This is a genomic window from Streptomyces sp. NPDC111744 (genome assembly GCF_055634995.1).
In genome coordinates this window covers 825,167-839,616 of sequence record NZ_JBVKCG010000001.1, presented here as the reverse complement: position 1 = coordinate 839,616, position 14,450 = coordinate 825,167, and the positions used below count along the sequence as shown (strand labels likewise).

General features: G+C 71.4%; 15 protein-coding genes and 2 pseudogenes. 15 read left to right on the top strand and 2 right to left on the bottom strand.

Annotated features, from left to right (window positions below):
• Positions 1–15 precede the first annotated feature (15 nt).
• Genes ACZ7OO_RS03990 through ACZ7OO_RS03955 form a run of 8 tightly spaced genes read left to right on the top strand, consistent with a single transcriptional unit; the run spans position 16 to position 5,761 of the window.
• Positions 16–855: a hypothetical protein gene (locus ACZ7OO_RS03990; protein ID WP_471501158.1), complete on the top strand. Its 840-nt coding sequence runs from the start codon at positions 16–18 to the stop codon at positions 853–855.
• Entirely contained in the window at positions 852–2,159 is a 1,308-nt protein-coding gene (locus ACZ7OO_RS03985) for a CpaF family protein (protein ID WP_471501156.1), read from the top strand. The genes ACZ7OO_RS03990 and ACZ7OO_RS03985 overlap by 4 nt, the downstream gene beginning before the upstream one ends.
• Positions 2,160–2,165: 6 nt before the next feature.
• Positions 2,166–3,164: a type II secretion system F family protein gene (locus tag ACZ7OO_RS03980; RefSeq protein WP_471501154.1), complete on the top strand. Its 999-nt coding sequence runs from the start codon at positions 2,166–2,168 to the stop codon at positions 3,162–3,164.
• The gene (locus ACZ7OO_RS03975) at positions 3,161–4,081 is read left to right on the top strand and encodes a type II secretion system F family protein (RefSeq protein ID WP_471501152.1); all 921 of its coding nucleotides are present in this window, start codon (positions 3,161–3,163) and stop codon (positions 4,079–4,081) included. Before ACZ7OO_RS03980 ends, ACZ7OO_RS03975 begins: the two co-directional genes overlap by 4 nt.
• Before the next feature lie 43 nt (positions 4,082–4,124).
• On the top strand, positions 4,125–4,376 hold the full coding sequence (locus tag ACZ7OO_RS03970; protein WP_352224329.1) for a hypothetical protein: 252 nt from the start codon (positions 4,125–4,127) through the stop codon (positions 4,374–4,376).
• Between the two features lie 48 nt (positions 4,377–4,424).
• The gene (locus ACZ7OO_RS03965) at positions 4,425–4,874 is read left to right on the top strand and encodes a TadE family protein (RefSeq protein ID WP_471501257.1); all 450 of its coding nucleotides are present in this window, start codon (positions 4,425–4,427) and stop codon (positions 4,872–4,874) included.
• Entirely contained in the window at positions 4,875–5,303 is a 429-nt protein-coding gene (locus ACZ7OO_RS03960; RefSeq protein ID WP_471501150.1) for a TadE/TadG family type IV pilus assembly protein, read from the top strand.
• Positions 5,300–5,761, top strand: a complete 462-nt coding sequence (locus ACZ7OO_RS03955; RefSeq protein ID WP_471501148.1) for a TadE/TadG family type IV pilus assembly protein — start codon at positions 5,300–5,302, stop codon at positions 5,759–5,761. The genes ACZ7OO_RS03960 and ACZ7OO_RS03955 overlap by 4 nt, the downstream gene beginning before the upstream one ends.
• Here ACZ7OO_RS03955 and ACZ7OO_RS03950 read toward each other — a convergent pair.
• Entirely contained in the window at positions 5,704–6,024 is a 321-nt protein-coding gene (locus tag ACZ7OO_RS03950; RefSeq protein ID WP_471501146.1) for a hypothetical protein, read from the bottom strand. The genes ACZ7OO_RS03955 and ACZ7OO_RS03950 overlap by 58 nt on opposite strands.
• Before the next feature lie 93 nt (positions 6,025–6,117).
• On the opposite strand from ACZ7OO_RS03950, the gene ACZ7OO_RS03945 reads away from it, so the two are divergent.
• The 6 genes and pseudogenes from ACZ7OO_RS03945 (at position 6,118) to ACZ7OO_RS03920 (ending at position 12,705) form a co-directional block, all read left to right on the top strand.
• Positions 6,118–6,468, top strand: coding sequence for an SsgA family sporulation/cell division regulator (locus tag ACZ7OO_RS03945; RefSeq protein WP_471501144.1), 351 nt, complete (start codon positions 6,118–6,120; stop codon positions 6,466–6,468).
• Between the two features lie 240 nt (positions 6,469–6,708).
• Complete coding sequence (locus ACZ7OO_RS03940) at positions 6,709–9,693, top strand: BTAD domain-containing putative transcriptional regulator (protein WP_471501255.1); 2,985 nt, start codon at positions 6,709–6,711, stop codon at positions 9,691–9,693.
• Positions 9,690–9,873 (top strand): annotated as a pseudogene (locus ACZ7OO_RS03935) (prepilin peptidase); the annotation flags it as partial. The gene ACZ7OO_RS03940 and the pseudogene ACZ7OO_RS03935, both read left to right, overlap by 4 nt.
• Positions 9,874–10,433: 560 nt before the next feature.
• A pseudogene (locus tag ACZ7OO_RS03930) lies at positions 10,434–10,979 on the top strand (prepilin peptidase); the annotation flags it as partial.
• 72 nt (positions 10,980–11,051) lie between these two features.
• Positions 11,052–12,251 carry a cyclic dehypoxanthinyl futalosine synthase gene (gene mqnC / locus ACZ7OO_RS03925; RefSeq protein ID WP_471501142.1) on the top strand — a complete coding sequence of 400 codons (1,200 nt, stop codon included), beginning with the start codon at positions 11,052–11,054 and terminating at the stop codon, positions 12,249–12,251.
• Positions 12,252–12,258: 7 nt separating this feature from the next.
• The gene (locus ACZ7OO_RS03920; RefSeq protein ID WP_352224338.1) at positions 12,259–12,705 is read left to right on the top strand and encodes an imidazolonepropionase-like domain-containing protein; all 447 of its coding nucleotides are present in this window, start codon (positions 12,259–12,261) and stop codon (positions 12,703–12,705) included.
• A gap of 19 nt (positions 12,706–12,724) precedes the next feature.
• Here the strand turns inward: ACZ7OO_RS03920 and ACZ7OO_RS03915 are convergent, their stop codons facing one another.
• Entirely contained in the window at positions 12,725–13,735 is a 1,011-nt protein-coding gene (locus ACZ7OO_RS03915) for a chitinase (RefSeq protein ID WP_471501140.1), read from the bottom strand.
• Between the two features lie 390 nt (positions 13,736–14,125).
• Here ACZ7OO_RS03915 and ACZ7OO_RS03910 point away from each other — a divergent pair, with 390 nt between their 5' ends.
• Positions 14,126–14,449, top strand: a complete 324-nt coding sequence (locus ACZ7OO_RS03910; protein WP_471501138.1) for a hypothetical protein — start codon at positions 14,126–14,128, stop codon at positions 14,447–14,449.
• The last annotated feature ends 1 nt before the right edge of the window (position 14,450 follow it).

The window sequence follows — 14,450 nt, the reverse complement described above, 5'->3', positions numbered from 1 at the left end:
GGCGACGACCACCCCATGGCGCTCATCGCAATCGCCGCCGACAAGGGTTCCCCCGGCGTCACCACCGCGGCCGTCGCGCTGGCCGCGGTCTGGCCGCGCCGGGTCCTGCTCGCCGAGGCCGACCCGGCCGGTGGCGACCTCGTCTACCGCAGTGCCGCCGCGCACGGCGGACCGCTCAACCCCAACACCGGCATGCTCTCCATAGCCGCCACCGCGCGACGGGGACTCGTGCCCGACCAACTCTGGGACCACGTCCAGCCGTTGAGCGGGGGACTCGAAGTGCTCGTCGGGCTCGGTATCGCCGAGCACGCCGCCGGACTCGCGGGCCTTTGGCCCACCCTCGGGCACGCCTTCGCCTCCCTCGCCGACTCGCCGAACGCCCCCGCCGACGTCATCGCCGACTGCGGCCGGATCAGCGGCGACACCCCGGCCGTGGAACTCCTTCCGCACGCCGCGCTCGTCCTGCTCGTCTCGCGCACCGAGCCCGAGGCCCTCGCCCGGGTCCGGGACCGTGCCGCCGCGCTCGCCCAGAAGCTGCACGGGGGCCCGCGCGGTGCCGGCGCCCTCGCGACCCCGCTGATCGGGGTCGTCCTGATCGCCGACCCGTCCAGCTCGGGCAAGCTGGTCAACCAGGTCAACGACATGCTCGTACACGCCCAGACCGGTGCCCGGGTCGTCGGCACCATCGCCGACGACCCCGCCGGCGCCGACCAGCTGGCCGGCCGCAAGCGCGGGCGCCTCGACAAGTCGCTGCTCATCCGCTCGGCCCGCAAGGTCACCGCCGACCTCCACCAGCAGTACGGCGCCGCCTGGACCGTACCGACGCAGGCGCCCCATGCGGGGGCCGGCCGATGACCGCTGTCGACCACCAGTTGGTCAAGCGGTTCCGGCAGGACGCCGGCGACCGGATCGCCGAGCAGCGTCGGCAGGACCAGGCGGCCAACGTCACGCCGATGTCCACCGAGGACGAACGGCAGTACGCCCGCGCGGTCATAGCCCAGATCCTGGAGGATTACGCCCGCGCGGAGATCAACGCCGGGCGCACCCCGCTGGACGCGGAGACCGAGGAGCAGTACGCGGCCGCCGTGCACGCGGCGCTGTTCGGGGTCGGCCGCCTTCAGCCGCTGCTCGACGATCCCGAGGTCGAGAACATCGACATCAACGGGTGCGACCAGGTGTTCGTCGGGTACAGCGACGGGCGGGAGAGCAAAGGGGAGCCCGTCGCCGAGACCGATGAAGAGCTCATCGAACTGATTCAGGTGCTCGGTGCCTACTCCGGGCTCTCCTCCCGGCCTTTCGACTCCGCCAATCCGCAGCTCGACCTGCGGCTGCCCGACGGGTCCCGGCTCTCCGCCGTCATGGACGTGGCCCGGCGGCCCGCGCTCTCCATCCGTCGCGCCCGCATGGGCAAGGTCTTCATCTCCGACCTCGTCGGGAACGGCACGCTGACGCCCGAGGTCGCCCACTTCATGGCCTGCGCCGTCCGCGCCCGCAAGAACATCATGATCGCGGGAGCCACCAACGCCGGCAAGACGACCCTGCTGCGCGCCCTCGCCAACGAGATCCCGCCGTACGAGCGGCTGATCACCGTCGAGCGCGCGCTGGAGCTCGGCCTGGACACCTTTCCCGATCTGCACCCGAACGTCGTCGCCTTCGAGGAGCGGCTGCCCAACTCGGAGGGGCAGGGGGCCATTTCCATGGCCGAACTCGTCCGGCGGTCCCTCCGTATGAACCCCTCCCGGGTCATCGTCGGTGAGGTCCTCGGCGACGAGATCGTCACCATGCTCAACGCGATGTCGCAGGGTAACGACGGGTCCCTGTCGACCATCCACGCCAACAGCTCCAGCGAAGTCTTCAACCGTATTTCCACCTACGCCCTCCAGGCCTCCGAGCGGCTGCCCATCGAGGCCAGCCAGATGCTGATCGCGGGCGCGGTGAACTTCGTCGTCTTCATCCAGCGGCGCAACAACTACCAGACCGGCGGCCGCCTCCAGCGCATGGTCACCTCGGTCCGTGAGGTCAACGGCGTCGACGGCCGGGTGCTGTCCAGCGAGGTGTTCGCGGAGGCCCACGACGGCCGGGTGGTACCGCATGCGCCCATAGCCTGCCTGGAGGACCTGATGGCCTACGGCTACCAGCCGCACGGGGCCTGGGGGTGACGTGACATGAACCTGGACTCCCTGGGCTCCATGGGCGGGCTCTTCTCCGCCTCGGTGCTGTACGCCCTCGGCTGCGGTGTCGCCGTCGGCGGCGGACTCGCGCTGCTGGTCCTGGCGATCCGCGGCCTGCCCGCCAAGCCCGACCACGAGAAGCAGAAGGCGAACGAGCGGGCCGCCGAACTGATCCGGTTCGCCGGTCAGCGCGGTTCGCTCGCCGCCATCGTCGGGCTCGCCGTGCTACTGCTGACCCGCTGGGCGGTGGCCGGCGTCGCCGCCGGTGTCCTCGTCTTCTTCTGGGACAAGCTGTTCGGCGGCGCAGCCGAGGAGCGGGCCGCGATGAAGCGGGTGGAAGCGCTCGCCTCCTGGACCGAGTCGCTGCGCGACACGATCGCCGGCGCGGTCGGTCTGGAGCAGGCCATCCCGGCCTCGGCCCGCGCCGCCGCGCCCATCCTCCGGCCCCATCTCGACGCGCTCGTCGACCGGTTGCGCGCCCGTACGCCGCTCCCCGACGCGCTCCAGCACCTCGCCGACGAGATCGACGACGCCTCCGCGGACATCATCGTGGCGGCGCTCATCCTCAACGCCCGACTCCGCGGCCCCGGTCTGCGCCAGGTCCTCGGCGCGCTCGCCAAGTCGGCGCGCGAGGAAGTCGACATGCGCCAGCGCGTGATGGCCCAACGGGCGTCCACGCGGCGCTCGGTGCAGATCGTCATCGCCGTGTCGGTCGCGTTCGTCCTCGGCCTCGCCGTCTTCAACCGCGACTTCGTCTCGCCGTACGGCACCGCCGTCGGCCAGCTGGTCCTGGCCCTGGTCTGCGGGCTGTTCGCGCTCGGCTTCTGGTGGCTGCGCAAGCTGTCCACCATCGAGACCCCGGAACGGTTCCTGGTCCGCGACCAGAACTCCGTCCAGTTCGTACGACCGCCCCGCACCGCGTCCGGCCAGCCCGGCCAGCCCGGTTCGCCTGGTCAGCAGCAGCTGCCCACCGAGGAAGGAGTACGCCGATGAACCTCACGATGCCGATCCTCGTCGGCGTGACCCTCGGACTGGGCGTCTACGCCCTGATCCGCGCCCTGATGCCGTCCAAGCGCAGCGCCGTCGCCCAGGTCGCCCGGATCGACGCGATGCGGGCGCGCGGCGCGGCCTACGAGTCGGTACGGCAGACCCAGGACAGCGGCCGGTTCGGCTCGTTGCGCGCCGAAGTCGGCGAGCGGGTCGCCGAGTTCTACCGGCAGCAGGGCTGGGAACAGCGTTCGTTGCGCGCCGACCTCGCCGTGCTCGACCGCGGCTGGGAGAAGTTCCTGGCGACCAAGGTGCTGCTGGCGGCCGCCGGCCTGCTCTTCGGCCCGTTCCTGTTCGCCGTCGTCTACACCATGGGCTTCGGCCACAGCCCGGTCATCCCGGTCTGGCTGGCCCTGGCCTGCTCGGCCCTGTTCTTCTTCCTGCCCGACCTGGAGGTACGACGGGACGCGGCCGACAAACGTCGGGACCTCAGGCGGGTCATCGGGGCGTACCTCGACCTGGTGTCGATGAGCCTCGCCGGCGGCCGTGGCCTGCCCGAGGCCCTGATGGCGGCCGCGGAGATCTCCGACGGCTGGGCCAACCAGCGCATCCGCAACGCCCTCGCCGACGCCCGGATCACCGGCGTCAGCCAGTGGCAGGCGCTGGGCTCGCTCGGCGAGGAGCTGGGTGTCGAGGAGCTGAAGGACCTGTCGGCCTCGCTGGCGCTCGTCGCCGACGACGGCGCCAAGGTCCGCGAGTCCCTCGCCTCCCGTGCCGAGACCATGCGCCACCGCGAACTCGCCGAGATCGAGGGCAGCGCGGGCGAGAAGTCCCAGTCGATGCTCGTCGCCCAGCTGCTGCTGTGCGCCGGCTTCCTGGTTTTCCTGATCTTCCCGGCGGCGATGCGGGTGTTCCAGGTCTGATATCCCTCCACAACCGCGAACTGTTTCGAGAGGACAACACATCATGAACGGACGGAACTTCAGCACTGGGATCCCGGCGGTGGACTTCCTGGTCACCTTCCTCCAGGGCCGGGTGCAGCGCGCCCGCTCCGGCGAACTCGACCGCGGTGCCTCCGCCGTAGAGTGGGTCATCATCTCCGCGGTCGTCGTGGCGATCGTCGGCGTGGTGGCCGCCATCATCAACGCCGCGCTGAGCGACGGCGCCAACAAGGTCGGCGACTGCATCAAGGGCGCCAGCGCGAGCAAGACCTGCTGAGCGGACGTACGACGACGGGGGCGACGGGGTGACCGGGTGACGGGGATGATGTCTGTGGGCGTGAGCAGAGGCCTGCGCGGCTGGATACGCCGCCGGGCGGCCGCCGCGCGTGGTGACTCGGGCATGACCGCGATCGAGTTCGTGTTCCTCACCCCCGTCCTCTTCTTCATGATCTTCGCGACCGTGCAGTTCGCGCTGTACTTCTTCGCCGACCACGTGGCCCAGGCGGCGGCCCAGGCCGGCGCCCGCAAGGCCCGTGCCACCGCCGACGCGGAGCCCGGCGCCTGGCGCGGCAAGGCCCAGGACGTGGTCGACTCCTACATCGGCCAACTCGGGCCGCAGCTCGTCCTCTCACCCGACGTGAAAATGCTCCAGCCGGAGCAGAACACCGTCGGCGTCGAGATCTCGGCCCACATCCCGACGGTGTTCCCGGGCCTGGACCTGACGGTGCACGCGCAGTCGTCGGGGCCGGTCGAGCGGTTCGTGGAGGACAAGTAGATGTCCGATCGCCACGAAGCAGCACACGGGAGAGCCGTGGACGACCGGGGACTGTCGACCATCGAGGTCGTCATCCTCGCCCCGGTCATGATCCTGTTCATTCTCGTCCTGGTCGCCTTCGGCCAACTCGTCGACGGGCGGGGCGCGATCGACGGCGCCGCGCGCGACGCGGCCCGCGCCGGCTCCATCCAGAAGGACCACGCCACGGCCATGTCCGAGGCCCGCAAGGCCGCCGAGGCCGACCTGTCGGACGTCTGCTCCGGCCCGGTCTCCGTCGTACAGACCAGCGCCGGCTTCGCGCCCGACAGCATCTTCACCGTCGAGGTGAGCTGCCAGGTCCGAGGCCTGGCCATGCTCGGCCTGGACATCCCGACGACCCTCTCCGCGAGCTTCTCTTCGCCCCTGGACCCGTTCCGGAGGTCGGCGTGAGCGTTGCCCTGCTGCGCAACTGGTGGGCCGCGCGTCGGCTCCGCCTCGACGACCGGGGTTCGGGCGCCGGCGCGGTCATCATCTTCACCCTGGTCTTCCTCTCCCTCTCCGCCTTCGTCATCGACGGCGGCCTGTCCATCTCCAAGCGGGAGCGTGCCGCCGACATCGCGGAACAGGCGGCCCGTTACGCGGCGCAGGACATCGACAAGGAAGCGCTGTACCAGAACCAGGGCACCGCGCCGATCAACTACCTGGACTGCGACGCCCGGGTGAAGACCTTCGCCCACGAGATGGACATGTCCACCGCCGACATCGCGGGCACGCACTGCATCGCCGCCAACGCCCAACAGGTCCAGGTAGAGGTTCAGTTGACCTACGAACCGGTCTTCACGGGCATGTTCTACGGCGGCGCCATCGTGGTGCACGGCGAGGCGACGGCCGAGAACGAGGTCGGCTGAGGGTCACGGGGCGGACGGTTGCTGCTGTTCCGGGACTCGGCCTGCTCGTCCCCGTGCGGATCCCGGGGCGTCTCGCGTACGGCTCCGCCGGCGGCGTAGGCGAGGTGCCGGACGGTCGTCGTCGGATACGCCGACACCTTGTCGATCTCGTGCCCCTCGGCCAGCCGCCGCCACACCCGGAAGTGGGCCTCGGCGACGAGGTCCTCGGCGACCGGGGCGTTCCTGGTGTCAAGCAGAGTTTCCAGCCCATCGGAAAGTGACACATGTCACTCAACTCGCTTGCGTTTCCCGCGTAATCAGACGGGCTGCGGGCGCTCTCACAGTACGACGACCGACACCGGACCCGGAGAAGCCCTGTGCCCATCACGCTCGAACAGCCCACCGGCGGCCGCCTGCTCACCGCCGACGAGCAGGAGGTGGCGGTCCCCGCGACCCTCCGCTACACCTCGGCCGACCCGCAGGCCGTGCACTTCGTGTTCCCGCCGTGGATCTCCCTGGACGGCGAGGAGGTCACCTGGAGCTTCGCCCGCGCCCTGCTGGAGGAGGGCCTGGAGACGCCGACCGCCCTCGGCAACGTGCACGTACGCCCGTACGGCCCCTCCCGTACGGTCGTCGAACTCCGCGCGGAGGAGGGCGTGGCGGCGATCGCCTTCCCCACGTCCGCCCTCACCCGCTTCCTGCTGTCGTCGCTCCGGGTCGGCGGTTGACGCACCGGACTTCGTGGACGGTCGGTTGTGTGGGGCATATGGAGGGGCGGTGTGTGCGACGGGTGGCGGTAACTCCGGTGAATTGGGCCTCGTTTGACGAAAAGGGAGAAAACGGGCGACGGTTCGCCGTTCTCCCCTTCGACGCTGTCGGTGCCAGTCAATAGGATCGTCAAGGGGACCTCGATAGGCTCGATGCGCCCCCGGCCCACTCCTTCCACACACGACCCCAGGACACCCGCCATGGCGCGACGCAGCACATCAAGCTCGACGGGAAGACCGACGGGGAACCCGTCGGGTCCGCGGAACCGGACCCCGCAGCCGGTGCGGGTGCGGCGGCGTTCGTTCGGGGACTTCGTCAAGGCGTTCCTCGCCTTCGTGGTGCTGCTCGTGCTCGTCGTCGGCGTCCCCGGCGCCCTCGCCATGACCGTCGGCTGGCCCCTGCCGCACAGCGCGCCGACGATGGACTGGCTGTCGCAGCCGATCGGCGTCGACACGTTCCTGAACACCCTGACGGTCATCGTGTGGCTGGCCTGGGCGCAGTTCACGGCGTGCGTGCTCGTGGAGGTCAAGGCCGCCGTCTCCGGCGTCGGCCTGCCCAGCCGGGTCCCCGGCGCCGGGCCCAGCCAGCTGCTCGCCCGGCAGCTCGTCGCCGCCCTGCTGCTGGTCGGCGCCACCGCCGCCAGCCTCACCCCGGGCCTGTCGCAGCTCGGGCACAGCATGGAGGGCAACCAGAAGGGCACGGTGGCCGCCGCCCAGGCGACCCCCGGCCTCCTCGCCCAGCAGCAGGAGCAGGCGAAGAGCACCGCCGCCGCCCTCGCCGAGCAGGCCAGCCACGCCGCGGCCCAGGCCGCGCACGGCTCCACCGCCGCGCACGGCGCGACGAAGTACTACCGGATCCAGCCGCCCGAGGGCCGCCACCACGACTCCCTCTGGGAGATAGCGCAGCGCCACCTCGGCGACGGCCGCCGGTACAAGGAGATCTACGAGCTCAACAAGGACCGCATCCAGCCCGACGGCTCCCGGCTCTCCGAGGCCAGCCTCATCCGGCCCGGCTGGATCATGGAGATGCCCGGCGACGCCCACGGCGGCGAACTCGTCGAGAATCCCGACGCGCATGTCTCGCCGGACGTCCAGCAGCAGATCGGCGACTACGCCAGGACCGGCGACCACGCCCAACAGCAGCAACAGCACCAGCAGCAGGGCGGGCAGCACGCGGGCGAGGACGGGGCGACCGCGCAGATCACCGTGCCCAGCCAGCGTCAGGCCGGCGACGCCGGCGCGTCCACCCACGCGCAGGACACCTCCGGCCACACGTCCCGCGGGTCTTCTTTCGGGTCTTCCTTCGGGCTGTCCGAAGCGCTGCTCGGTGCCCCCCTCCTCGCCGCCGGGCTGCTCGCCGCCCTCGGCCGACGGCGTCGGCAGGCCCTGTGGCAGTCGGCGCTCGGCGCCGTCGGCGGCCGGCGCGGCATGGAGCCGCCGACCCCGACCGGTGACGCCCAGGACGTGCAGGACGCGCTCCTGGTCGGCGCGGACCCGGAGGGCGTACGACTGCTCGACCGGTCCCTGCGCGGACTCGCCGCCGCCCTCACCGCCGAGTCCCGCTCGCTGCCGGTGGTCTACGCGGTCTGGCTCAGCCACGGCGATCTGCATCTGCAACTCGCCCAGCCCGCGGGCAAACCCCCCGCGCCCTGGCAGCTCGGCCAGGACCAGACGTTCTGGACGCTGTCCCGCGCGGACGCCGAGCGCTACGAGGACACCGACACCGCGGCGCCGTACCCCGGCCTGGTCAGCCTCGGCACCATGGACGACTCGCGGCTGCTGCTCAACCTGGAGGCCGTCCCCGGCATCGTCTCGCTGAGCGGCCGGGAGGCCGACCGCGCCGCCGTGTTCGCCTCGGTCGCCGCCGAACTCGCCACCAACGGCTGGTCGGACCGTATGACCATCACCCTGGTCGGCTTCGGTGCGGACCTCACCCCGCTCGCCCCCAACCGGCTGCGCCATCTCGACGACGTGGACGCGCTGTTCGAGACGATGGAGGCGGAGACCCGGCAGCGGCGCGGCGCGCTGGGTGCCGCCGGGCACGACTCGGTCCTCACCGGCCGCACCGGCCCGGCCCAGCACACCCGCTGGGCGCCGAACCTGGTGCTGCTGGCCGCCCAGCCGTCCGCCGAGGACGCGGTGCGGCTCGCCGAACTCGCGGCCGACGCCGCCCGGCTGGGCATCGGCTACCTGGTCGGCACTGAGAACAGCGACCTGCCCGGGGCCGCCTGGGCGATGGAGATCACCCCGGACGGCAGGCTCCTCGCCCCGCTTCTCGGCCTCGAACTGGACGCCCAGCTGCTGCCCGCGGTGCAGCAGCGCGCGGTCGTCGAGCTGTTCGTCGAGGCCGACCCCGAGCGCGACCCCGACGGGCCGACCAACGCCCCGCCGTTCCTCGTCGACATCAGCGAGCAGGGGCGGCCCGCGGTGTACGCGCGGCTGGTCGGGCCGTACGAGATCATGGGGCTCGACACCCCGGACGGGAACCGCAGCGCGCTCCTCCACGAGGCCCTGGCGCTCCTCCTGCTGCACCGCGAGGGCGTGCACCCGCGCGTGCTGTCCTCCGCGCTGTGGCCGCGCGGGGTGACGGAGGACGTCCGCGACGCGCTCCTCGAGCGGCTGGGGGCCTGGCTGGGCACCGACCCGGACGGCAGCCCGCGGCTGCGCGCCGACGACACCGGCCGCCTCGTGCTCGCCAAGTCGGTCGTCTCCGACCTCGACGTGCTGCGTTCGCTCTACTACGAGGCCACCCAGGGCAAGGGCGCGGAGAGCCGTGCGGTCCGCGGCCGTCTCCTCACCGACGCGCTGGTGCTCGTCCGTGGCCCGTTGCTCGCCGACCGCGCGGAGGGCCGTTACCGCTGGCTCACCCACGAGATCATCGACGCCCAGCTCCCGCTGCTGGTCGCCGACATCGGCCTCGCCCTGTCCGCGTTCCATCTGGAGAAGGACCGCGCGGAGAAGGCGATCGAGGCGCTCGGCGCGGCGCTGAGGACCGCTTCGGCCGACGAGCGCCTGTGGAACGAGCTGCTGCGCGCCACCCACGCCACCGGCGACCCGGACCGCGTCCGTGCCCTCGCCGCCGACCTCATCGCCCGCAGCGGGGCGCGTGGCCTGCCCCCGCGCACCGAGGCCCTCCTCGACGAACTCCTGCCGACCTGGCGCGAGGGCGCCGCCGCGACAGGATGACCGCCCTGGACCTCGCCCTCCCGGCCGCCGCCGCCCTCTGGGGCGCGGCGACCGGCACCGTGCTGCCCCGCGCCGCGTACCGCTTCTCGGCACCGCCGGAGGAGGAGTGGCGCACAACCTGCCCCGAAGGCCACCCGGTCAAGGGCTGGCTGGGCCGGGGGTGGTGCACGGAGTGCGCGACAGCCGAGGGGTCGCGGGACTCCGCCCTCACACCGGCGCCCGGGCGCGAGTCGGCACCGACGCCCGACCAGCGTCCCACGCCCGCCGGCCACCCCACCGCACCCACGCCCGACGACGCCTCCACGCGCGACGCCCAACCCACCGAGACAGCGCTTGGCGATGGGCGCGCGCCGACGCACGCCGACCGTCGCGCGCCCGGCAACCAACCCTCCGCGCCCGCGCCTGACGACGGGTTCGCGCCCGGCGCCCAACCCTCCGCGCCGGCGCCCGCAGACGGGTTCGCGCCCGCCGACCAGCGCTCCGCGCTAGCACCCGACGAACGGTTCGCGTCCGCGCCCAGTGGCGAGCCCTCCGCGCCCGCGCCTGACGACGGGTTCGCGCCCGGCGCCCAACCTTCCGCGTCCGCACCCAACGCCGGGTTCGAGCCCAGCGGCGAGCTCGCCGCGCCCGGGACCGACGGCCGGTTCGCGTCCGCCGCCCAACCCGCCGCGCCCCTGCCCGCGTCCGGTGATCAGCGCACGCCCCCACTCCCCTTCCACCCCCCATCCCGCCCCCGTGCCGCCTACGGTCCGCGCACCACACCCCTAGCCCTCGCCACCGCCCTGGTCTGTGTAGCCCAGGCCCTCGCCACCGGTACCCGGCCCGAGCTGGCCGTCTGGTTGGTGCTCGCGCCGGTGGGCGTGCTGCTCGCGGCCGTCGACTTCCGGGTTCAGCGTCTCCCGGACCCCCTCACCCTCCCCCTCGCGGCCGCTGCCCTCGTCCTCCTCGGTGGGGCCGCCCTGCTCCCCGAACCCGCCGGAGACTGGCTCACCTCCCTCTACGCGGCCCTCGCCCTCGGCGGCGCCTACTTCGTCCTCTTCCTCATCAACCCCGGCGGCATGGGCTTCGGCGACGTGAAGCTGGCGCTCGGCATGGGCGCCGTACTCGGCTGGTACGGCTGGCCCACCGTGCTGCTCGGCACCTTCGCCGGTTTCCTGTTCGGCGCGCTGTACGGCGGTGCGCTCGTCGTCGTACGGCGGGCCGGGCGCAAGACGGCGATCCCGTTCGGGCCGTTCCTGATCGCGGGCGCGTTCGCGGGGCTGCTGATCGGCGCGTACACGGCCTGAGGTCGGACCGCTCGAAGGCCTGGCGTAGGCTGGCCGGGTCTGTCCACAACCCTTGACGAAAGGGACGCCCTGGTGACCGAGAAGACCGACCTCCAGTCTGTCCTCGACCGTGCCGCCGCCGGTGGGCGGATCACCCCGGAAGAGGCGCTCGACCTCTACCGCGACGCCCCCCTGCACGCGCTGGGTGCCGCCGCCGACGCCGTACGCCGCCGCCGGTACGCGGGTACCGAGCACATCGCGACGTACATCATCGAGCGGAACATCAACTACACGAACGTGTGCGTCACGGCGTGCAAGTTCTGCGCCTTCTACGCGGCCCCCAAGGACACGGCGAAGGGCTGGACCCGCGACCTCGACGACATCCTGCGCCGCTGCGCGGAGACGATCGAGCTGGGCGGCACCCAGATCATGTTCCAGGGCGGCCACCACCCCGACTTCGGCGTCGAGTACTACGAGCAGAACTTCAGGGCGATCAAGGACGCGTTCCCGCAGCTGGTTATCCACAGCCTGGGGGCGTCCGAGGTCGAGCACATGGCCCGGATCTCCGGCGTCTCGGTCGAAGAGGCCATCACCCGCATCCACGAGGCCGGCCTCGACTCCTTCGCGGGCGCCGGCGCGGAACTCCTCCCCGCGCGCCCCCGCAAGGCCATCGCGCCCCTCAAGGAGAGCGGCGAGCGCTGGCTGGAGATCATGGAAGCGGCGCACAAGCTGGGCGTGGAGTCCACGTCCACGATGCTCATGGGCACCGGCGAGACCAACGCCGAGCGCATCGAGCACCTGCGGATGATCCGTGACGTCCAGGACCGCACGGGCGGCTTCCGGGCCTTCATCCCGTACACCTACCAGCCCGAGAACAACCACCTGAAGGGCCGCACGCAGGCGACCCTCTTCGAGTACCTGCGGATGATCGCGATCGCGCGGCTCTTCCTCGACAACGTCGCCCACATCCAGGGCTCCTGGCTGACGACCGGCAAGGAGGTCGGCCAGCTCTCGCTCCACTACGGCGCCGACGACCTCGGCTCGATCATGCTGGAGGAGAACGTCGTCTCGTCGGCCGGCGCCAAGCACCGCTCCAACCGCCTGGAGATCATCGACCTGATCCGCAAGGCGGGCCGCGTCCCGGCGCAGCGCTCGACGACGTACGAGCACCTCGTGGTCCACGACGACCCGGCGAACGACCCGGTGGACGAGCGGGTGATGTCCCACATCTCCTCAACGGCGATCGAGGGCGGGACGGCGCACCCGGAGCTGAAGCTCCTCACCTCCAACTGACCGGACCGTGGAGACGATTCACGCCGCGGACCGGGTCTTCGTCGCATGGGACTCCGAACCGATCGAGAACGGCGCCGTGGTGGTCGTACAGGACCGGATCGGCGCGGTGGGGCCGTACGAGGAGCTCCGCGAGCGGTTCCCGCGGGCACGGGTACGCAGGTGGCCGGGCGCCCTCGGCCCGGCCCGAGTCCACGAGGGCCCGCTCCCCGACGCCCCGTCCGCACGCGAACGCGTCCACGCCGTCATGAAGTCGGGCGCGACGGCCGTCGTCGAGGAGTACGCCGATTCCCCCGAACTCCGGGCGGCGGCCGAGCGAAACGACGTCGCCGTACTCCCCGGCACGCGCCTGGCACGGCTCAGCGAGACAGCCAGAGCCGACTTGGCCGTGTTCGACGAGACGGGGGCGTGCATCGCGACCGTCTGCGCCGGGCGTCTCGTCCACAGACGGCGCTAGCAGCGCTCTCAAAGAAGCGTCACCCGGCGAACGCCTCCCCGAACGCTCCCGAACTCTGGTTCACCCCGCTGCAGTTGGTCGCGGCGTCGTCGTTCCCCGAACTCCCGCTCTCACACTGCTGGTCCCGGAACGTCGACCACATCGAGACCCAGGCGATCCCCTTCTCCTCCGCGAAGCCGCGCACATCGGCGGTGTCCGACAGCGTGAACGTCTCCCCGTCCACGTCGTTCACCCCGATCATCGAGGTCAGCGCCATTCCGCCCCACGCCGCCGCGTCCGAGAGACCGAACACCTTCTTCAGCTGGGTGTGCGCGGCCTTCGCCGAGGTGACCGCGTAGTCGCCCATGTCCCCGCCGTACGACTCGCCGTAGTTCATGGTCATGATGTTGACCGTCGAGACCTGTACGTCGTACTTGTTCGCGGACTCCAGCAGCGCGAGGCCGTCGGAGTCGAGCCCCGACGGCATCACGGGCAGGGTGAAGGAGACCTCCAGGTCCGGCCGTTCCTTCTGGAGCTGGGCGATCGCCTGGGACCGCAGGGCGACCGAGCCGGAGTCGGCCAGTGTGTCGCCCTCGATGTCGAAGTCGGCCTGGGTGGAGCCCGCGGCGTCCAGCGCGGCGCCGTACGCCGCGGCGAGCTTCGACGCGCTGGAACACGTCGTCGCCAGCTCCTTCCCCGAGGCCCCGCCGAAGGACACCCGGACCGAGGCGCCGTCCTGCGTCAGCTTGGAGATACGGGACTTCACGGCCGAACTGCCGATCGCCGTCGTCCCGTTCCACTTCGGCGTGCAAGTGCTGCCGTCGGAGATCACGAAGGCCAGGTTGTACGTCGACGGTGAGCCCGCGTCGTCCGTGTCGGCGGCCTCCGTCGCGCTGACGTAGGGCGCGTAGGACGTACTCGACGTACCTGACGTGCCTTTCGACGGTGCGGGCGCCGCGTCCGACGTGCCGGCGGAGCCCGAGGAACACCCCGTCACTGCCATGGCAAACAGGCAGGTAAGCCCAGCAGCCGGCCTCAGGAAACCCCGCATTAAGATGCACCCGCTCTCGTGATTTGTGTCTCAGGGTCGAAACAAACCCTAATTCGAAAGGAAAACGTCTCACACGTACATGGTGTTCAATTGTTCGACCGATACACAGAATACTCATGGAAGGAAGGGAGCGAATCGGGCGAATAGTGCGCCACAAAAGGGGCATTTGACTGGTTTCCCGTTCCGGATGGTTCCCGCAGGTGTTCATAGAATCTCTCAGTGAAAAGACAGGCTAAGGCGTTTCTCATGGGCGCCTCACAAGAACCCAGAAGGCGATCACATAAAGGCTCCCTAATATCCGGGGATATGCAATCCGAGCCTGCCATCGAAAGCCGTGCCGCGGCGCGCGGTCGCCGCCGCAAACAAGGCAACGGGTCTGCCGAGGGGCCCGTGTTCGTCGACTCCTCCGGACGCCGGTCCAAGCTGCTGCGCCGCGTCGGCCTTCTCCTCGGCGTCGTCTGCCTCGCCTACACGGGCGTGCTCGGCGCCGCCTTCATGGGCTGGGGCACCTCGCTCACCCCGGACTCGCTGCTCCCCGACTTCGCACGCGCGGGCAACGCCCCCGGTGGCGAGCGCCCGCGGGGCGGCATCGGCCGGCAGGCCGGTCTGCCCAGTGGCCGCCCCTCGGCGCCGCCCTCGACCGCCGCCACCCCGTCCGTAGCCGCATCCGTAGCGGCGTCCGCGTCCGCGTCCGCCTCCGCCACCGCCAACTGAC